Below are 21,781 nucleotides of genomic sequence, written 5' to 3'. Positions count from 1 at the left end.
TTTGCAAAGTCTGTTGAGGTGTACTACTTTAGCTAAATACAACAGCGAACAATTAATATTCGCCATATAGATAATTTATCCTCTGGGTCTGTTTGTTTTACATAGGCACTCGTTTTAAATTAATATTATGTACATTTTAATTTTTAACCCAGAGGTTTTTTTAGTATTTTTATTTCGATTCATATTCCTACAAATTTAATACGTCATACCGACAAATTTTGACGGTATAATAAATTTCACGAAAGTATTTATTCCTTTTTTAAAAAATATCGTTTTTTTGACCTACAATAACAAATTTTAGTACCCTCATTACGTAACTCATTTAACATTCTTTCAACTGTCCTTAAACTGCAACCATATTCTATAGCGACTTTTTCTAAAGAAGTCAGCCAACCCCTTTCTATTAAAAACAACAAATGTTTTTCTTTTTCTTTTCTTTCTGAGTAGGTCATAATATTGGGCTTATACTTTTTTGTAAATTTTTTTCTTCGCAGGAATGACAACTATTTTTAATTTTCAAGAACCGTATCAAAATCCTGTTTTAGGGGTATATCATTAATAAAATCATAAAGTGTTAACTGCTGTACCTGATAGTACAGTTTCCAATAATTTAATAAGCTTTGTATATAACTTTCTGTTGCTGATTGCCATGCTTTTCGTGCACTGGTTAAATTCAATAAATCCACTCGTGCCGATAGAAAACGCTTTTCGGTAATTTTATAAGATTGTCTGGCTATTTCACTCGTTTTTAAAGCACCTGACACCAATTCTTTTTGGATATTAAATTCCATCACTTTTTGAGTAATATCTTGGTTAAAGGTATCTTCTTCTTGTTGAAACTCTATATCGACGACCTCCTTATTCATACGTGCTGTCTTTATTTTTCCCCGACGTTCTCCCCAGTCTAAAATGGGAATGCTAAAGTTAACAGATACCATTTGCTGATCTAATAAATTACCATAGGCATCTCTAAATGTATTGGCTCGTTGGTTTAATCCATAGCTTGCATTTAATGATAAATCAAACCGATTATCCTTAATGGCTTTATCTAAATCTCTAGAGGCTTCTACTTTCTTTAGTTTTAAATTGATGATATCTGGATTATTTGTATGAGCCAAATTGGTTGCCTGATCAATATCTATTTGCATATCTGAAATAAGTTCTGGTAATTCAGGAGCTACATTGTCTGGGAGCCCATCTCTTAAAAACAGTTTTAAAGCTGCTTTTGCTTTTTCTAAGGCTTGTCCATTCTGTGTTAAACTGGTTGTAGCATTATAAACGTCGAGCTCTAAATTAAGCAGGTCATTCTTTTCTATAGCTCCTAAATCATACCGTCGCTTTCCTATTTTAAATAGCCTTTCGGCGGATACTTTATTTTCTTTAGCAATGTCAACTTTTTTTTTGGCTAAGGCCCAATTAAAAAATAAATCGACTGTTTTTAAATTAATAGTCTGTAATTCATAAATAAAATCCTGCTTGGCTTTTTGATATTGCAATGGGGCGGTTTTATGTTCCCATTTAAAACGGTTAAAAGCCATTAGCGGTTGTATAAGCCCTATTCGTATTGGGGTGGCATTATAGCTTTCTGTATCGAAATCTCCAGAGTTCTTTAGCCTGTTAAAACTGGAATTTATAAAAACACTGGTTCCCGTAGTCCTAATGTTTTGGTTTATGGATACATTAGCGAAAGAGTTTAAATTTTGTTGTTGTCTGAACACATCGATATTTTGTTGGGAGTCATAACGTTCTACCAAGGCCCTGTTAAAAGTAAAGGGGCGGGCTTCAAAATCAATTTTTGGTAGCAAACTGGATTTAAACGATCTATATTGCCAATAGTTAACACCGTATTTACGTTTGGCTTTAAAGGCGTCTAACGAATTTTTGTTGGCTAGGTTTAATATATCGTTAAGGGATACTTTCTTTTCAGGTGACTGTAGGGAAGATGAATTTTGTGACTTCATGTTATGACACCAAAGACAACAGGCTATTAAAACAATAGGTATTAATTTATTTTTTAGCATGGATTTTAATTTTTGCGAGATAATAATAACATAACGGAATAAAGTACAGGCTTACCAAAGTTCCTAAGAGCATCCCTCCTATTAGGGCGATGGCTAACGGGGCTTGCAATTCTGCACCCAAACCGCTTGAAAACAATAGAGGTACCAGTGCCAATATCGTGGTTAAACTGGTCATCAGAATAGGTTTCAATCTACGTTGTCCAGCTATTAATAGGGCTTTTATTAAGGAATAGCCTTGGCGTTGTAACTGGATGATGGTATCTATTTTTAAAATAGAATCATTAATGATGATACCACTCATCACCACAATACCAATCATAGACATCAGATTAATACTCATCCCGAATAGTTTTAGAAACAAGAAAGCGCCTGCTAAATCTAAAGGCACTTCTAATAATATAATTAATGGTAGCGTAAAGGATTCAAATTGAGAGGCTAAAATAAAATAGAGTAGTACCAGAGATATTAATAAAACTATTTTTAATTCGCCCATTAATGCCTTATTACTAAAAAAGCTTCCAGAAAAGCTTACGTCATACCAATTGTTTTTGCTAACAACTTCTTTAATGCTACGCATCTTTGTATCAACTTGGTCGGATTCTATATCTAACTCTAAGGGATAGTACTCGCCTTCTGTACCACCTCTAATGGTTTTTAAATCCTTTGCTGATGTAATTTTTACAAAGTCTTTAATATGAAATACGGCACTGTCTTGGGACATTACAGGGGTCTCCTGCAAAATGGTATTGATTTGTTTTGTTTCACCTCCTAAAATTACAGGAACAAAATTCTGGTTATCGACTACCGAGAGTATTTCACGTTCATTAAAAGCGCTTTTTAAAGTACTAAATATGGTATTGGCACTTACACCATAAGTCATCAGTTTTTCCTGATCAGCTACCAGCTCCATATAATCTTGCCAGACGATAGGTTTTAGTTTTAAGCCTCCTAAATGTTGCTGCATTTGGTACCATATAGTTTTAAGGGCTTCATTTTGACTACTGCCTAAATTTTCGGTATTCCGCAAACGTGCTGTTAATGGGGCTTCGTCTTCAGAAAATATCAGGTTGAATATATTATCAACATCTTTATAGGCATATAATGCGGTCGGGTATTCCTTCTGAATGGCAATTTGTAAATTTTTCTTTATCGCTTCTAAATCTTTTGGTGTTTTACATTGTAAATAGAGCGTGGTTTCTGAAGCTCTGGCCTCCGTGCTTTTGTCTAAAATAAATTGTTGGTTTCCTACTAAAGCAGTTTGATTGATTAGGGTTTCTTTTATAGGGTTTAAGAGGCCTAGGATTCGTTTTTTGTTTTCTTCTACATGAATTTGCTGGTTCCAATCTATTTTTAAAAGGACTTCTGTTTTTGTAAAATGAGGCATTTGGGTTTTAGGTAATGCTGTAAATAATACTAGGGCTACTACCAATAATACCAGAGATAAACTCCAAGAGAGTTTTTGTTTTCTCATCACCCAACGAAAACCTTTTTCATATAGGGCTGCATAATCCAAAGTATTTGTTTTGGTAAGAAACCGAGTGATACGCCCTATTTTTTTTGAATCTTTATAATGAAATAGTCGATATAAAACTGGTAATAAGGTAATGGACACTAAAAATGATGCAAATAAGCCGATGCTTACCGCCATGGCTTGATCATAAAATAAAGCGCCGCTTACACCGCTTAAAAACACTAAGGGTAAAAATACGGCACAAGTAGTTAGTGCAGAACTTAATAAAGGTTTTATAACTTCATTGGTACCCTTTATACAGGCTTGGGTAAGCTTATACCCTTGGTCTCTAAATTGTGTGATATTATCGATAACGATAATGGAATTGTCTATCATAAGTCCAATACCTAAAACTAGCCCTGATAATGAAATGATATTGATTGAGATTTCAAATAGCTGAAAAAATAACAGGCAAATAATAATAGATGTTGGAATGGTAATACCTATTAATAAGGGAGATTTTACATTTTTCAAGAACAAAAACATAATCCCAAAAGCTAAGAGCATCCCCCATAACAAACTTTGAAATAGATTGTTTATGGCATAGTCTAATAGCTTGGTTTGGTCTCTGGTAATACTAAAATCAATATTAGGGTAGTCGGTCTTAAAGTGCTCTAAAAGTTTATTTAAAGACTCTTTTAAATCTCCCATACGGGCATCACTTTGTTTAATAATGGCCATGGTCACGGCTTCTTTGCCATCAGAGAGCACCAAACCGGTTCGTTTTTGCGGATGTTCCAATACCTCAGCCAATTCTTTTAATTGATAGACCCGGTTGTTTTTATGAATATAGATGTCTTTTATTTCCTGGATGTTATTCAGGTTGTTTCCTAAACGGACATCGTATTGATACTGACTGTCTTTAATGAGCAGGCTTCCTATTTCTAGATCGTATTTTTTAATAGCGCTTTCTAATGCATCTAAACTAAGACCTAAAGCAGTGATCTTTTTATAGTCTGGTATAATTAAAATTTCCGGAGCTACTAGTCCACTAACATCGACCATAGCCACTTCACTGACTTGTTCAATACGTTTACGAATGACTTGATCTGTAAATCGATTGAAATTTACAAAGTCTTGAGATACGGGATATAGCTCTTTATCTAATGTTGATGATGGGTTGTCTTTTTTTAAGGTCATACTTAAATAAAACACCGGAATGTCTGTAGCACTGGCTTTAATAACCTTGGGACGTTTCATGGTTTTGGGGAAACTCCCCATAGCACGGTCTATCTTTTCGTTGACTTCTATAAAGGAATAGTCTATTTTTGTCTCATGGTTAAAACGTAATCGTATAACGCCTGTTTCGTTAGTGGTTTCACTTTTAATGTCTTTTAAATGACTGAGTTGCATTAGTTTTCTACGGAGAGACTTTACTACAACGTCCTCTAATTGTCTTGCTGACATATCTTCTGCCGATACTTGTACGGTGATCTCCGGGATATCAATATCGGGCATCAACGATACGGGTATAAATCCGAAAGCATACATCCCTAAAATAAGAACACCTAAGGCAGTCATTAAAACAGCTATGGGTTTACGTATTAAAAATTTTACCATCTATTATAGGATATTTGACATATTAATTAAAAGACATACTGTTCTATTCTGACCAAACCTGCTTACCATTTTGCATAAAAAAGACATGTTCTTTTTTTCCTTTTGTTACATTTTTTAACCATAAAAGCACATTTTTAGGAACATTGAATGTGACATGATCTGTATCTGCTAATTGTTTTCCTAGTGTTTTCCATTGTGCATCCCAATACAGTAATTCATATTCATCTCCGGGTTCCACGGTATTGAACGAATTGGTAAATAAATATTTTACTTTTTTTATAGTGGTCGGTTTTTTCAAATCGAAACCAATCCAGCAAATCGTATCACTTTTAAAATTAGTTCGTATATCATTATCAAAAGCCATTTCTACAGATTTTAATAACTCTTTGGAGGAGGCCAATGGTTTACCTTTTAAGTTTTCATTGTTTTCCCCTAAAAAACTCACTTCTGCAATATTTACGTCATAACTTAAACTATACTTCCAAGCTGTCTTTACAGGTACAGACCTATATCTTACATATCTAAATTTCTGATTGGTTTTCGATGTCCTTTCTTCAAAATGATCTCCCATGGAATCTATGGTATAAATTTCTTTAGCATTTATAAAATTTTTATCATTTGATCCTTCAAAAACATCTTTTCTCATAATATCTGCATAATAATTTTCCCAATAGTTTGGTCTGGCTTTTCGATATATTTTCACCTTTTCTTTCTCGTTATTATCCATTGCTAAATTCGTAATGGTACTATTCTTGTTTAAGTAAATAGGGTTTCCTGCTGGATAGTATTGTCTATCTATATAATACATCGGTATATAAATACACCCGAGTCCCATTTGATTAAAAGTTACTTTGTTATTTTTTATTTCACTCCAATGTGCAGCTTCCCATTGTATGGATTTATCACTAAAAAAGCATAAAAACGCATAGTTTATTTTTTTGGGCGGGTCTATAGAAAGCTCTAATACAACATCCATGGCATCAGATTGTCCTTTAGTTACATCCCTTTTATTTCTATTATAAAACAATGGAGGAATATCTGATCCTTTTATTGCTTTGAATGGAAAGGGTTGTATTTTAAAAGTAGATTCAAATACTTTTGTATAATTTTCATAACGTAAATCATCAATATAATCTCCTATTACCGGGGGTGTTTGAGACTCCCATCCCCAGAATTTTCCATTTCTATCAGGAACAACAGCCCAAGACGTACCATTTTGTCCAGAAGCTTCAGCTACCGGAACTCCTATAGAACGTAATGCAGCTACTTTTAAACTGGAATGGTGTCTACAAGCAAAAGTCCTCCCCTTTTCCATATCTAAAATGTCCATATTAGCATATTCTTCAAAGGCACCGCTCCAAGCATACCTTAAGCTATCTTTTAAAATTTTGCTTAAAGCAATAAAATCATTATTCTTGGTTGAGTCTAGTACCCAACTAAACTTTTCGTGAAGTTTTTTCCTCCATAACCCTGGAATATCATAATCAGTACGGTAGGGTAAAATATACTCGCAAAAATAATCAAAGCTATATTCTTTAGACCATGGAGCTTTATCCCAAGCCATAAACGCATAGTCTATATTTTCTATAAGCATTTCTGAAGTCATAATATCAATATCCTTAACAGCAGAAGCTCTGTTTGACCCGTACTGTGTCTTTAAAAATTCCCAGTGAAGCGTTATCGAATCAAATCGTTCATCAAAAGTGTTCTCTTTTCTTGCTTTATTTACAAAAGAGACGAGGTTCTTCTGTGCGTTGTTATAATAGTAGAAATATTTATTAGCCATATTTCCAATTAAAAAATAAGCCGCCTTTAATTTTAAACTATCTTTTGGAGATTGGTAATGGTCTATTACTTTTTGAAGTTCAACCTTGTTGGTCCCAGCTAATTCTAAAGTTTGCTTTACATTTTTTGGTATGTTATTACAAGAACACATAATTAAAAGTAAAGCCCCTCCAGTAATATAAAAATATAAAAACTTCAACATTTACTCTTTTAGATTTTTAATAGTTACCTCACTATCGTGTGCTAAATTTAAATTATCGGAAACGACAATAGTGTCTCCTGATTTTAAGGTCGCACTACTTTTATCGGGATGCGGTATTACTGCATATTGATGACTGTTTTCGTTAGTGGTTTGCACATAGGTCCAATACACTTTATCCGACTTTAGAGTAAATAACACTTCTTGATTATCTCGTAATACAACAGAGGCTTTAGGTACTACAAATTGATTGGGAATATCTTTTTGAATAAATACTTTTACATTCATACCCTCTAATAATTGGCCATCATTTTTCACTTTGGCTTTTACCAGAATGGTGCCGTCTTTTTCTACTTGAGGATTTATACTTACTATATGACCTTGGTAGGTTTTATTTAAAGCAAAAGGAGTTACCTCAATGCTTCCATTTACTGATATTTCTGAAACCTCAGATTCTATTAAGTAAAATTCTACTTCAAAAACAGCATCGTTTATTATAGTCATTACCTCTGTACCGGCACTAACTTGCTCGTGCTGTTTACTTTTAATGGTGGCTATTTTACCATTAAACGGTGCTATTAGCTTAGTGGCTTTTAGATTAAAGTCTGCATTTTCTAAGTCATGAAGGGCGTCTTTATAACCAGAACGTATGGCAACCATCTCATATTCTTCGCTTGGTATACTATCTTTATTAAAAGTTTCATAGCCACGACCTACTAATTTATCATGAAACTCCAACTCAGCTTTTTTTAAGTTGATTTTAGCTTTGGTAAGGGCTTGCTGATAGGTAAAAGTTTTTAAAATAGCCAAGGTTTGTCTTTTTTTTACATAGTCCCCATTTTTCACCAATAATTGCTCTAGATTTTCACTGACATCAAACTTTAAATGGTTTTTTTGAAGTGCTACCAGTTTACCATTACTAATAATTTCTTTTTTAAAAGTTTCTTGTTTTAAAACTATGACATCAACCTCATTTTTTTCAGGTAAATATTGCCTTTTTTCTATAAGGTCTTCCTGAGCTTTCGCTTCTTCTTTTTTACATGAAGATATCATAATAGCTAAAAGAATGAATAATCCTTTTACATAGATAAATAACTTTGCTTTTTTAAACATATTCTTACTTAATAACTTCTAATTAATACTACTATTCAAATCCTTTGGGTAAGGTACTTCTCCTTTTATAATTATTTTTTTTGGAGAATCTTTGCCATTATAAAATACGGTGATGGTTTTATTAAAGCGTCCCGGGTATTTGGCATCGTAAATTACTTTTATACTTCCACTTTTACCAGATTTTAAAATATCTTTAGGATATTCTGGAACGGTACAACCACAACTGGTTTTTACATCTGTAATGACTAAAGGGTTTTCTCCTGTATTTGAAAATTCGAATATAGCTGTCGCATTTTTTTTGGCTGGGATTTCTCCGAAATCAAAAAGTTTATTTTTAAACGAAATAGATGATAATTTGTTATTAATTAAAACCTCTTCTTTTTGTGTTTTTGAATTACATGAAAAACTTAGCACAATAAAAATGACTAAATACATATTCTTTTTATTCATCATATTTTTTTCAAAATTTATTTCTTTATTAAAAAAATCTTTCTCCTAATACAAAATCGGAGAATCGAAATTAGAATTTACTTGTTATTTTCTATTACTCTTTTCATTTCTGCCTGTATCTCTTTAATAGCTGTTGAGGGAACTTTAATCTCCTTATTTAATATATTTTTCGCTATAGCTACCGCTTTTTCATTCTCTCCACTTTCTTCAAACAGTTTAGCTTGTAAATACAACGGGTAAAATCGAATAGGAATCATATTAGCAGCATCCTGATATGCCATTTCTGCTTCGTTATATTGTTTTACCCCTTTATAAGCATCTCCTAAAGCAGTTTCTATAATGGTTGTATTTAAATATTGTTTGGCTATTTCTAAAACTTGCGCTGCCTCTTTATTTTGTTTATTCATTGCTAACCCCTTACCATAGTTCATTAAAAAATCACCATCCTTTTTTAATATTGGATAAGCTTTAGCATATTCATCAACCGCCCCTTGGTAATCTCCATATTGATATATAGTAAGTCCATTTTTCCAGGTTTTAAAAGCTGAATCCAATGTTTCTATATAAGTAACCCCCTTTAATATACCTAGTATGCCAAACACGAGGGCTATAGTTTTCAGTCCCAATAATTTATAGGGTGTACTGTTTTTGTTCCTATTGAAAACAGTATACTTCTGTATATCCAAACTTGCCATAAGTGATAGACCTATTATGATGACAAACTTTATAGGCAGTATTTGCATGGGGTACGAAAACAAAGCAAAAACACTTATCGATAAAAGCGTTCCTCTTATTATTAATAAAAGGTTCCTGTTTTTATCAGCTACTTGTATTTTTAACAGCGTATACATTAGTATTACCAATATTAAAAAGCCAATTAATCCATTTTCGGTAACAAATTGCAACCATTCATTAAAGGCATAATAGGTATTGTCGGCTACCAAAGCTTCAGAAGTTTCACCATGTTTTACAAAATAACCGGCTTGGTAGTTCATGTAATGTGCCTTGAACTTATCAAAACCAACTCCAGTAAGAGGAAAATCTTTTATAATTTCTGTGGACACCTTCCAGATAAATAAACGTCCATCTGAAGATCCTTTTTTAAAATGGTAAACTCCCAATAGCCCTGTAAAAAAAACACTTAGAACAAGAATTGTTAAAGCTATCTTTTTAATGTGATTTAACTTTTTTATACCATGTTTTATAAAATGGTATCGAAACTCGGTTAGAACAAGACTACTTATTAGCACCGCTAACCAGGCTCCTCTGGAGTGGGTAGCTGGAATAACCAATATAACGCTAATAATTCCCAAAAGCGGGATATACTCAAAAACAGAACTTAATATTGCCTTTGTTATTTTTGAAGCACCTTTAATTTGAGGCCCCACCTGCTCTATAATTTTCTCTTTAAATAAATACATTCCCAAGGTAATAGGCCAAACTGCTGCTAAGAAACCAGCATAAGGCCCTGGGTTGAAAAAACTCCCTGTTAATTTAAATCCGGAATGGTTAGAACCATAATAACCAAATAATTGTAGATTGCCATAAATAGCTTGAATGATTCCAGAAATAACAATAGCCAATAAAATCCCAATATAGTTTTTGTATGATATGATTCTTAATACAACATATACTACGCTTAAACCTAATAACTCTAAATAACGGATAGAAAAGCCATAATCAGATTGAATGACATAACGATTTAAACTCATATACCCGATAATAAATAGAAGAATGATATCTAACTTAGAGATTTGTATGGTTCTTAGTTTAGAAAAAACAAATAGTGCAACCCCTCCTCCTATAATCACTAAACAAGCTAAAGCAAAAACTATAAACTTACTGGTTATAGTAGATTGTACATAATCTGTTATATTAATTTGAGGCAACCCAATACACAGTACTATTATAAATAAAAGAATAAAAAAGGTAGCAACTTTTTTTACTCTAGAAGACAGCTTATTAAAGTTATTTTGTGTTTTTATCATTTATTTAAATTCCTTTTACTCTTTTCATAACAAGGTTTTATCTTACATAGTTCATTTTGTGCTCGAACACATTTTTTATTATAAACATAATAATATCATTTATAATTTGCATAAAAATTTCAAATACTCAACTAGGAATTATATAAGTAGGTTTTATATAAGTAGGTTTTATATAGATTTTGAGTTTTAATAGCTTATTGCTAATGTACGAAAACTTCTCAAAAATAAAATGTGGTTTTACCACAAGTACAGTATGTAAAAACCATAAATAATTTATAATACAAACCTTCTAAATAATTCATTTATTTAATAATGTTTTTCTAAAAACAAACATAAAATTAATTACCACCATACTTGTTCTCCATTTTTATAAGTAAAAATCCTTTCTTCTTTTCCTTCTGTATGATTTTTCAACCAAAACAAAGCGCCCTTCGGAACATTTTCATATAATAATGACATCCCATTCGCTTTTTTTATACCAACTGAGATCCATTCGTTTGCCCAATAAAACAATTCGTATTGCATATCTGGATAAATTCCATTTTTATCTGTTCTTGGACAAAAAGATATTTGAGAAATTTGTTTTGGAATACCTAAATCTAATCCAACCCATACATTTTCAGAGAAATCTAAAAACGATTCTTTGGTTTCATATATATAAGACTTTAGAACCCCTTTCTTTTTATAAATACTGGAAAACGTCAACAAGTCTGAATCGAAAAATCTATCTGTTATCTTTTTGTTTAGACCTTCTGAAGCAATAGTCCTACCTTTAACAGGTACAAATCTATTCCCTTTTTTAGTACCGAAACCTAATTCTGCCATATCGTAATAAAAACCTTCTTTAATTTTAGGATACAAAAAACGATAATACCTAAAGGCTTTATTTTTTATACTAACTATAATATTATTTGTATTTAGCGTATCTTTAATACGATGTAATATTTTTGAGTTTTTAAAATCCGGGGAATTAGAAGCCTCAAATATTCCTCCTGTTAAAGCTTTAGCTTTTTCCTCTAAATGAGGTACAGGAGGGTTTTTTCTTTTTAATCGAATTGTAGTCATTTCTTTTTTTGGTTTTATATAATCTACTAAACCATTACTTCTTAAAATAAATGGATCACTAATAGATTTTAAGCCATTAATGCCATCATCTACCATAGCTAAATAAACCACTTCTTTTCCTCCAATATCTTTAAAAGTGACTTCTTTTTTATCTTGATCAATTAAAGTCCAATCTATAGGTACCCATGTTTGGTTTACGTTTGAATTGAATATACACAGGTATGCTATCCTTTTTTTTACTGTGCCGATGCTAGTTAATGGGACTTTTACATTATAAGCATCGGTAAGTTTATTTGTAATATCTTTCCAGCCAAAAAGATTTATTTTTTTTAGGATCTCCCTTTCGTCTCTTGTTAAGTCTCCAAAATACGATGGTATTTTTCTATAAATTTTTGTCAGTTTTCCATCATATATAAGCGTATCCGGCTTATTTCCTATATTAAAATATTTCCAATCTCCATTGCTTGCTAAAACTGCATTTTGTAAATGGTCTTTTCCATTATGGCCAAATTTGTTCATTAAAATATCCGTAGTAGGAATTCCCATAGATCTCATCATATCTGACACTAGATTAGACATGCTAACACAATTTCCATAAAGCTTAAGTTTATATGCTTCCGGAGTCGATAAAACATTAGGGGCATTATAAATAAAGCCTGAACCTATGAAATCTTTATTTTCTATGTAGCTATTAAGCTTAGCAGATACCAAAACAGCATCGGTTATATTTCCAATAGAATCTCTAAATGGTTTAAGTTCATTAAAAAAAAATTTACGCCATGCATTAGGATATTGTCTACCACTTCTATACGGCAAAATATAATTACAAAATTGCTGAAAAGTATATTTTTTTGCCCAAGGTAAGTCCCAAGCTTTAAAAGCGTATTCTATATTTTCTATTAAGAACTTTGCTGAAATATTTTTAAGATCGCTTTTCACTTGATATCCAAACTCATTAAGTTCTCCACTTATAGATTCTTGTTGGTTAAATATTTTAGAAACTATCTGATATCGCTCATGAAAATTATCAGCATCCTCTATACCGAAATACGGACTTAAAGAATCACTTAATGTTAAGAATATCTCTTTAACTATTTGGTTGTCTTTTTGTATATCTATATAGGTACCTATTGGTATTTCGTTTTTTAATAAAAAAAAGGTCGCTTTTAGCTTAAGACTATCTTTAGGAGCTTGATAATAATCTATTACCGCCTGAAGTTCCTGCCTGTTGTCTCCAGACATTTTCAGTACTTCTTCTATTTCATCGGGTATACTATTACAAGACATAAAACTGATGAGTACGATTATATAAATATCAAAATATTTCATCATAAACTTAGTTTTCTTGATTAAAAAGTAAATAACCTCTGTATGCTTGTCTAAACATTTTTGATTTTTCAAAAAGATAACATCAAATATATTATAAAAACAGCTATAAAAAGAGGTCATTTCTGTCATATTGGAGGAAAATTTAACAAAAATGAGTTTTTTTAAACTACCTCTTATTATTTTATTGCATATCCGTTTTGGATTTGCAACAAAAAAGTGGACAATTAATTACGAGTGATTTTGGCGCCCAAAATGGGTACCCAAATTTACGTCATCTTCATATTGAGAAATTCAGCTAAGCTAAACTTTGATTTACTTTGCCTGTTCAATTAATTTCAATAACCCAATGTCAATTCTTTTCATAACTCAAAGTTAAATTTCGTAACCCAAAATCTCGCACTTTTATGCCCAGTCTAATATAGTAAGTCCAGTGTACCATTCGAAGGTAAATTGGACAGCGATTATCAATCGCACTTTTTTTGTTTTTGTTGATGTAAAACTTTAGTGTTGTTCCCATAGTTTTTTTCTTTTGGTGAAACATATGATTTTTGGTGAAACATTAGCGGAACAAAAAAGTGACATTAAACGAATTGTTTCGAAATCAACTGAAAACAAAAACCCCACAGTTTCTACAAACTGCGGGGTAACGAATTTAATTGAAAGTATTTCTGTGACCATGGTAGGGTGGATTACCTGGGGAGATCCTGTTAAGATCAAGATTCCAAATAAGAAACCACACTGCTAACTCAGTTCTTTTTTTATTTTATAGAAAAATATCAAACTGTATTTGGCTTTTTAATAAAATAAAAAAACCATGTCTTTTCAGACATGGTTTCTTGAGTGATGTGACCATGGCAGGATTAACCACGCTTCGCTTGTTTTTCCTTAAAGCTCCGCTTTGAAAATAAAAAAACCAAACTTATAAATTCAAGTAAACTTGATTTAACGTTTGGTTTTTTATTTATTCGTGACCATGGCAGGATTCAAACCTGCAACCTCTTGAGCCGTAATCAAGAATTAAACTATTTACTGATAACTGATTTACTACACAAACAATCATAAACTCTACTGTTTAAAGTAAATATACTACTTGTTGGTTAATATCTATTATCTGTTTATTAATATATTTTTTGTGCAAATATTGTGAAAACGTGTGCAAATGATTATTTTTGAATAAATAAAAGATAATGGGTTACAATATTTCAATAGTTTTAGATGAAAGGCGAATTAAAGAAAACGGAAAGTATCCTGTTAAGTTAAGAGTTTACAATAAATTCACTAAAAAAGTAAAGCGTTATTCTTTAGATATTGACTTAACAACTAAAGAGTTTGAAACAATTTGGATAAACCCAGAAAACAAAAATTTAAGAGGTTCAAATAATGAAATGCGTTTAAAACTTCAATCCATTGAAACCAGAGCAAACAATGAAGCGAAAGAAATGACCGCTTTTGATTTTTCGAAATTTGAAACCAAATTATTCAGAAAGTCCTCAGACAAAAACAATGTACAATATCATTTTAACTTAGTTATTCAAAAAAATACTAAAAACGATAAAATTGGAACGGCTGAAAGTTATAAATATACGCTTAACTCATTGGCAAAGTTTAGCCAAGACCAAAATAATTGCCCTATAAACAAACTTACTTTTGATGCCATTACAATTGATTGGTTAAATGATTATCAAAAATTTATGATCGCTAAAGGTAAAAGCTATACAACAATAGCCATTTACACCAGAACACTAAGAGTCATTTTCAATAATGCCATTGAAGCTAATGACATTAGCAAAGATATTTACCCATTTGGGAAAAATAAATATAAAATACCCCGAACAAAAAAAGTAAAAAAAGCCTTAAATTCTTTACAACTTAAAAAATTGTTTGAAGCTGAGGTTTTAAATGATAACGAAAAACAAGCTAAAGATTTTTGGTTTTTTAGTTATGCTTGCAATGGTATGAATTTAAAAGATATAGCATTACTTAAATACTCAGATATTAAAAATGATAGCTTTTCTTATTATAGAGCTAAAACATTTGATAAGACAGCCGAAAAAACAACAATTACAATCTACTTAACCGACTTTACAAAAAGGATTATTTTGGAATATGGCAACAATAATAAAAATGGATATGTTTTTAATATTGTTACTCAAAAAGATGATAGCGCAATACAATACAAAAAGATAAAAAATTTCACTCGATACATTAACGACCATATTAAGAGAATAGCAAATAGAAACGATTTACCAAACGATTTATCGACCTATTGGGCTAGACACTCATTTGCTACTAATTCATTGCGTAAAGGAGCAAGTATGGAATTTATAAGCGAAGCCTTAAATCATAGCGACCTCAGCGTTACAAAAAATTATTTTGCAGGTTTTGAAGATGAAGCGAAAAAAGAATTCGCAAATAGTTTACTTGACTTCTAAAGTTATATTTCTTTGAACTATTGTTAAATAGTTTTTATAACTCGCATAAATACCTCTTTAGTTTTATGCTATATTTACTACAAAGCATAAATTATATTAAAAGACATTGAAGCAGATAGGAATAAGAATAGAAGATATTGAAAATGTAAAAACAAATACTGTTCAATTACCAAAAGGAACATTAAGTTCATTAGAAAAAAAATACGGCAAAACACCCAGCGATTACATAATAAAATATTTAAACAGCACTAAATTATACGAAGAAATATTTATAAAATTCACTCACTATGTTCATAATACATTACCTAAAAAAATAAAGTCCTCCTGTCTTTATTGTAATGGTGATAGTAAAAACCAATCAGATAAGAAATGTACAAACTATGGCGTGGAGGCTAATACTAATTTATTCTTTGCTTCCCATCATTTTGTTACTATAGTTGAAAATAATAAACACTTAATAAATAAACCTGAAGATTTAAAACAACTAACATTAAATTTTTTTGAATGTTTTCTTTTCAACAATGGTAGAGTTATTTATAATATTGATAAAATGACAATGTACTGTTTAAGAGTTGGGTTTAAAACATTATCTCAATTGTTTACTAGCGATGAACCTTTGAATAACATGAACAACATTATAGATACTCTCGATAGTTTAAACTCTCAATTTCTAGAATTTAAAATGTTCAATGATGAAATACCTATTCATTTAGAACCACAAATAGATTTTTTCAACAATAAACTAAATACCTACAAGACAAAGCATTTTATCAATCAAGAATTAAAGAAAAGAATTAAGGATGAAATTAATATTGAAAACATAAAATCCAAACAGGAAAAAATTTTACCAAAACTAATTCAATATAAATTTAATGAGCTTGAAAAAGTTAAGCATCTAAACATTAAAAATCTTTCAACACATATTGTTAATAGCAATTTGCCTTATCAAATAGCATATCTATACTATTTAGGTTTTATTGATAGTGTCCTTAAAAATTATTGTAAATCGCAAAGTGAAATGCAAAAATTAATAGCTAAAATACTAGATTCAAATGCAAGGTCTATACGCGGTAATATTAACGGTTTGAAAAACGAAAAGAGTAAAGACAAAAAGCGTTATACCGCATACCTACACACTAATAAAGTAATAGAACACTACCAATCCTTAAAATAGGGAGTACTCCCCTATTTTTACCCTTAAATGCCCTTTATACCATTGCAGTATCAATTTAAAATACTGTGAAAATGGAAGCATTAAAATTTGAGCAATTACCTAACGTTATTGCAACCCTCACAAATGAAGTGAGAGAATTAAAAGCCTTGATACTCAATAAGGCTGAATCCCAAACCGAAAAAAACAACCCTCTAAGCATTAAAGAAGTCGCAAAACTTACTAGTTTAAGCGTACCTACTTTATATGGTTATGTTCAACGTCATGAAATTCCATACCATAAAAAAGGTAATCGACTATATTTTTTTAAGTCCGAAATTATTGAAGATTGGATAAAAACAGGAAAACAAAAAACTTTAAAAGAGTTAGAAGTCGAAACCGAAAATATACTTTCTAAAAAAACAAAAGTCTGAAATAATGGTTTCTCACAGATTAATTCAGAATAAACAATTCAATACATTAGCACAAGATAGGACAGCCAATTTAACTAAAAAGCCTAAAAGTCTTACCATTAATGGAGTGGGAACAGATTTAATAGATAATCCATCACTATTAAAAAGGGCTAACAAAAAAGTTATTACAAATGCTTTAGTAATGGCTTTAGTCGATGTATCTAAAGAGAATGATGAAATAGATTGGTCGAAACGATATTGGAATAGTTTTCATTGTCAAAACAAATTAATAAGCTTCGATAATAAAATTTATACAGACTTATGTAGAAACAGATGGTGCGCCACTTGCTGCGGCATTAGAAAAGCTGAACTATTAAATAAGTATTATCCAGAATTAATTAAATGGGAAGAACCTCATCTTTTAACACTTACATTAAAAACCGTAAGAGCTAATAAATTAGAACAACGTATTGATGATATGGGAAAAGCTTTTATTAGAATAAAAGACAGGTGCAACAAAAGGCATCAAAGAACTAATGCCATGAGAATAAAAGGAATTAAATCTTTAGAATGTAATTTTAATGCCGTTATGAGATGGTATAACCCACATTTTCATATTATTACACCAAACAGACAAATTGCTTTATATTTAAAGCAAGAATGGAAAAAGGAATGGAATAAAAATGGGGCTTATATGGCTTCTGAAAATGCACAAGATGTTGTAAAAATTAAGAAAGTAGAAAGTGGTTTAATTGAAGTTATTAAATATGGTGCTAAAATGCTAAGTGAACCAGATCCAAATAAAAAGAGAAAAAGGTCAAAAGGTGATTTAGATGGTTTGAGCTTATACGCAAAAGGATTACATACTATATATAAAGCTTTTGACTCTCATCAACTATTTAAAAGTTTTGGTTTTACATTGCCTAACGAAAAGAAAAAAACGACTAATAGTCGGTTAATTACAGAATATGATATTTGGAAATATAGAATATCCGATATGGATTGGGTTAATACCAATACTGGAAATTATTTAACCGATTACGAACTAGATTATAAATTAGATTACCTCCTAAAGAACTCAATTGATAAAGTTCTATTTTAAATAGATAACTAGTTTTTATTTCTTCCTCACTCTCAATTTTTCAACTTCCTCCAATGAAAGCCCTGTTGATTCAGAAATTGTGTGTTTGTCAATTCCATTTCTTTTCATTGTTTTAGCAATTTCAAGTGTATTCTTTTTTTTAGCAATTTCAGTAGCCTCTTTTTTAATCCTCTGTTCCAATACATATTTAGGAACATACTTTGTACTTTTTTTCAATTCACTTAAAAGACCTGTGTCTGCAAAGCTGAGGTAGCTTTTAGTTGAAATAATCAAATGGTCAATTACTTCGGTGTTAACAATTATTCCTACTTGAATTAATTTGTCCGAAACATCTTTGTCTGCCTCAGAGGGTTTTAATTCTCCACTTGGGTGGTTATGGCATAAAATTATTTTTACAGCTCTTTTTTGCAATGCAAAACTAAATACCTCCATAGGCTCTGCAAATGTTTTATTTACAGTTCCTAAACTTATGAGTTCTATAAAAAGAATCCGATTGTTATTTTCTAAACCAATAACCCAAAAATGTTCTCTGTTTTGGTCAATTTTGTTTTCTCGAAGTAGAACTTTTTGCATAATCCCGTATATATCATCGGAATTAAGGATTTTAATTTTTTCAGCTTCTGTTAGTTTTATGTCCATAGCGTAAATGTAAGACTTTTTTCAAAATTGAAGATGTGTTTTTTAACTTGTGTCTGATGGATAAAAATAGCAAAAAAGACAAACATTTTTAATTATAATAAAAGAAAACAGGGTGTTATCTTATTCTATTGGGAAATATTTCAAAAGGAGAAAGTTAAGCCGTTATGAAAAGCTTTTATGCATAGAGAATAATATTAATTCTCTATTTAGCTTAATTTCTTTTTCTATATTTGAACTTAGATGAATTTTCTTAAAAACTAATACCAATTAATGTCAGAAGAACAAAAAAAACTACTCGAAAAACAATTATGGGCTATTGCTAACCTACTAAGGGGCAAAATGGATGCAGACGACTATAGAAACTACATCTTAGGCTTTATATTCTTTAAATACCTTTCAGAGAAATTACACATATATGCAGACGAGATATTAGCTCCAGACAATATCACCTATGAGCAGTTAGATGAAAATTCAGATAATGGCAAATTGTATGTAGAAGCAGTTAAAAAGGCTTGTGTTAAAAACTTAGGTTACTTTTTAAAACCAAGTGAATTATTTACCTCTATTGCTCAAAAAGGAAATAACCTTACCGAAATTGAAACCAATGACAATGATGAAGCGAAACAGTTTTTCATCATAGAAGATTTAGAACGTATTCTTAACAACATTGAACAGAGTACAATGGGTACAGAATCAGAAGATGATTTTGTACGCCTATTTGAAGATTTAGATTTAACCTCTTCTAAATTAGGAAGAACAGTAAAAGCTCAAAATGAAGTCATTGCCAAAATATTAATTCATTTAGATGAAATTGACTTCAAGCTTAAAGATACAGAAAGTGATTTATTAGGTGATGCGTATGAATATCTAATTGGTGAGTTTGCCTCAAGAGCAGGAAAAAAGGCAGGAGAATTTTATACACCTCAAGAAGTATCTACCATATTAGCAAAAATTGTAACTACTCGTAAAAAACGTATTAAATCGGTGTACGATCCAACATGTGGAAGTGGTTCACTATTATTACGTGTAGCAAAAGAAGTTGATGATGTAGGTATGTTTTATGGTCAAGAATTAAATCGAACTACATATAACCTCGCACGTATGAACATGATTTTACACGATGTACATTTTTCTAAGTTCGATATTAAACAAGAAGATACTTTAGAAGAACCACAACATATTGATATAGATTTAAAAGCTGAGGCTATTGTAGCAAACCCACCATTTTCGGCAAAGTGGAGTGCAAAAGGTATTTTTAGTACCGATGACAGATTTAGTCAGTACGGTAAGTTAGCACCTAAAACCAAAGCAGATTTCGCCTTTGTACAGCATATGGTGCATCATTTAGATGAAAACGGAATAATGGCAACGGTATTACCCCACGGTGTATTATTTAGAGGTAGTTCAGAAGCACATATAAGGCGTTATTTAATAGAAGATAGAAATTACATTGATGCCGTTATTGGTCTACCTGCAAACATTTTTTTTGGTACAGGAATACCTACCTGTATTTTAGTAATTAAAAAATGTAGAGAAGTTAACGAAGATGTATTATTCATAGATGCTTCCAACCATTTTGAAAAACAAGGTAAAGACAATAAACTACTACCAAGCCATATTGATGATATTGTAGATACCTATACTAATAGAGAGGTATTAGATAAATACAGTTATAGAGCATCTTTAGAAGAAATTGCAGAGAACGATTACAACCTAAATATATCTCGTTATGTTGATACTTTTGAAGAAGAAGAACATATTGATATTGATGCAATTGCAAAAGAAATACAAGCATTAGATATTGAAATAACAGAAACCGATAAACGTATAGCTACTTATTGTAAAGAATTAAATATTAAAACACCTTTTTAATATGGAAAAGCAATTAATACCACAGTTGAGGTTTCCAGAATTTAAAGAGAAATGGAATAATTTAAGGTTAGGAGACTTAGGTGTTTTTATGGGAGGAGGAACTCCGTCTACAAATAATAAAGATTATTGGGTGGGAGATATACCTTGGATTTCAAGTTCAGACGTTAAAGAAAAAGATATTTTAAATATTGAAATAACACGTTATTTGTCAACGAAAGCAGTTAATGAAAGTGCTACGAAATTAATACCTAAAAATAGTGTTCTTTTTGTTTCAAGAGTAGGTGTTGGTAAATTATTTGTTTCAATAGTAGATTTGTGTACAAGTCAAGATTTTGCAAATCTTATTCCAATAAAAGATAATAGTTATTATATAGCATATTACTTTTTATCAAGAAATAAATTGTTACATCAATACTCTCAAGGAACATCAATAAAAGGATTTACTACAGGAGATTTAAAAAGCATTCCGATTAACATCCCTAAAGCCTCAGAACAACAAAAAATAGCATCATTTTTAACAGATGTAGATGATAAAATAACCAAACTCACCAAAAAGAAAACTCTTTTAGAGGAGTATAAAAAAGGTGTAATGCAAAAAATCTTTAATCAAGAACTACGTTTTAAAGATGATAATGGGAATACCTTTCCTGAATGGGAAGAGAAGAAATTGGGGGAGGTTGCAATAAAAAAATCTTCAAATATTTCAGCAAATACTATAGAAGAAAATAATGGAAATTATAAAATTTATGGCGCTTCAGGATTACTAAAAAAAATAGATTTTTACAGAGAAAAAGAACCTTATATTTCAATCGTAAAAGATGGTGCAGGAGTTGGACGAACTTTATTGTGTGATGCATACTCTTCAGTATTAGGTACTTTAGATATTATAAAACCTATAAAAGATGTTAATTTGTATTTTGTTTATTGTCTTTTAAGTAATATAAATTTTTTGAAATTCATTACAGGAAGTACAATTCCTCATATTTATTTTAAAGATTACTCTACTGTAAAAATTAAAATACCAGTTCTTCAAGAACAAACCAAAATAGCTAATTTCTTATCAGATATAGATTTAAAAATTGAAGCCTTGAATACCAAAATAGAAAATAGTAAAGCCTTTAAAAAAGGGTTATTACAAAAGATGTTTGTATAA

15 protein-coding genes are annotated in these 21,781 nt (G+C 30.8%); 6 read left to right on the top strand and 9 right to left on the bottom strand.

Features of this window, described 5'->3' with window-relative positions:
- Positions 1-248: 248 nt before the first annotated feature.
- The 8 genes from Q4Q47_RS21925 to Q4Q47_RS21890 form a co-directional block, all read right to left on the bottom strand.
- On the bottom strand, positions 249-452 hold the full coding sequence (locus Q4Q47_RS21925) for a hypothetical protein (RefSeq protein WP_303308867.1): 204 nt from the start codon (positions 450-452) through the stop codon (positions 249-251).
- Positions 453-509: 57 nt separating this feature from the next.
- A complete protein-coding gene (locus tag Q4Q47_RS21920; protein WP_303308866.1) occupies positions 510-1,961 on the bottom strand; it encodes a TolC family protein in 1,452 nt (483 codons plus the stop codon).
- Between the two features lie 46 nt (positions 1,962-2,007).
- Complete coding sequence (locus Q4Q47_RS21915) at positions 2,008-5,091, bottom strand: efflux RND transporter permease subunit (RefSeq protein ID WP_303308865.1); 3,084 nt, start codon at positions 5,089-5,091, stop codon at positions 2,008-2,010.
- 43 nt (positions 5,092-5,134) lie between these two features.
- A complete protein-coding gene (locus tag Q4Q47_RS21910) occupies positions 5,135-7,078 on the bottom strand; it encodes a hypothetical protein (protein WP_303308864.1) in 1,944 nt (647 codons plus the stop codon).
- Complete coding sequence (locus Q4Q47_RS21905; RefSeq protein ID WP_303308863.1) at positions 7,079-8,188, bottom strand: efflux RND transporter periplasmic adaptor subunit; 1,110 nt, start codon at positions 8,186-8,188, stop codon at positions 7,079-7,081.
- 18 nt (positions 8,189-8,206) lie between these two features.
- Positions 8,207-8,641 (bottom strand): DUF1573 domain-containing protein, encoded by a 435-nt coding sequence (locus Q4Q47_RS21900; RefSeq protein ID WP_303308862.1) that lies wholly within the window; start codon positions 8,639-8,641, stop codon positions 8,207-8,209.
- A gap of 74 nt (positions 8,642-8,715) precedes the next feature.
- Complete coding sequence (locus Q4Q47_RS21895; protein ID WP_303308861.1) at positions 8,716-10,626, bottom strand: O-antigen ligase family protein; 1,911 nt, start codon at positions 10,624-10,626, stop codon at positions 8,716-8,718.
- A 342-nt stretch (positions 10,627-10,968) separates the two neighbouring features.
- A complete protein-coding gene (locus tag Q4Q47_RS21890) occupies positions 10,969-13,023 on the bottom strand; it encodes a hypothetical protein (RefSeq protein ID WP_303308860.1) in 2,055 nt (684 codons plus the stop codon).
- A 1,184-nt stretch (positions 13,024-14,207) separates the two neighbouring features.
- Here Q4Q47_RS21890 and Q4Q47_RS21885 point away from each other — a divergent pair.
- The 4 genes from Q4Q47_RS21885 (at position 14,208) to Q4Q47_RS21870 (ending at position 18,117) form a co-directional block, all read left to right on the top strand.
- On the top strand, positions 14,208-15,452 hold the full coding sequence (locus Q4Q47_RS21885) for a tyrosine-type recombinase/integrase (RefSeq protein ID WP_303308859.1): 1,245 nt from the start codon (positions 14,208-14,210) through the stop codon (positions 15,450-15,452).
- Positions 15,453-15,558: 106 nt separating this feature from the next.
- Positions 15,559-16,626, top strand: coding sequence for a hypothetical protein (locus tag Q4Q47_RS21880; protein WP_303308858.1), 1,068 nt, complete (start codon positions 15,559-15,561; stop codon positions 16,624-16,626).
- Positions 16,627-16,697: 71 nt separating this feature from the next.
- Positions 16,698-17,036, top strand: coding sequence for a helix-turn-helix domain-containing protein (locus tag Q4Q47_RS21875; protein ID WP_303308857.1), 339 nt, complete (start codon positions 16,698-16,700; stop codon positions 17,034-17,036).
- Between the two features lie 4 nt (positions 17,037-17,040).
- On the top strand, positions 17,041-18,117 hold the full coding sequence (locus Q4Q47_RS21870; RefSeq protein WP_303308856.1) for a protein rep: 1,077 nt from the start codon (positions 17,041-17,043) through the stop codon (positions 18,115-18,117).
- Positions 18,118-18,132: 15 nt separating this feature from the next.
- Here the strand turns inward: Q4Q47_RS21870 and Q4Q47_RS21865 are convergent, their stop codons facing one another.
- Positions 18,133-18,756, bottom strand: a complete 624-nt coding sequence (locus Q4Q47_RS21865; RefSeq protein WP_303308855.1) for a JAB domain-containing protein — start codon at positions 18,754-18,756, stop codon at positions 18,133-18,135.
- 270 nt (positions 18,757-19,026) lie between these two features.
- Here Q4Q47_RS21865 and Q4Q47_RS21860 point away from each other — a divergent pair, with 270 nt between their 5' ends.
- Together Q4Q47_RS21860 and Q4Q47_RS21855 are read left to right on the top strand one after the other, a co-directional pair.
- The gene (locus tag Q4Q47_RS21860; RefSeq protein WP_303308854.1) at positions 19,027-20,628 is read left to right on the top strand and encodes a type I restriction-modification system subunit M; all 1,602 of its coding nucleotides are present in this window, start codon (positions 19,027-19,029) and stop codon (positions 20,626-20,628) included.
- A gap of 1 nt (position 20,629) precedes the next feature.
- Positions 20,630-21,781 carry a restriction endonuclease subunit S gene (locus Q4Q47_RS21855; RefSeq protein ID WP_303308853.1) on the top strand — a complete coding sequence of 384 codons (1,152 nt, stop codon included), beginning with the start codon at positions 20,630-20,632 and terminating at the stop codon, positions 21,779-21,781.

It is taken from the genome of Flavivirga spongiicola (assembly GCF_030540825.1).
GTDB lineage: Bacteria > Bacteroidota > Bacteroidia > Flavobacteriales > Flavobacteriaceae > Flavivirga > Flavivirga spongiicola.
Note: the sequence above shows the minus strand (reverse complement) of the source record. Positions and strands in the feature narration are given on the sequence as shown.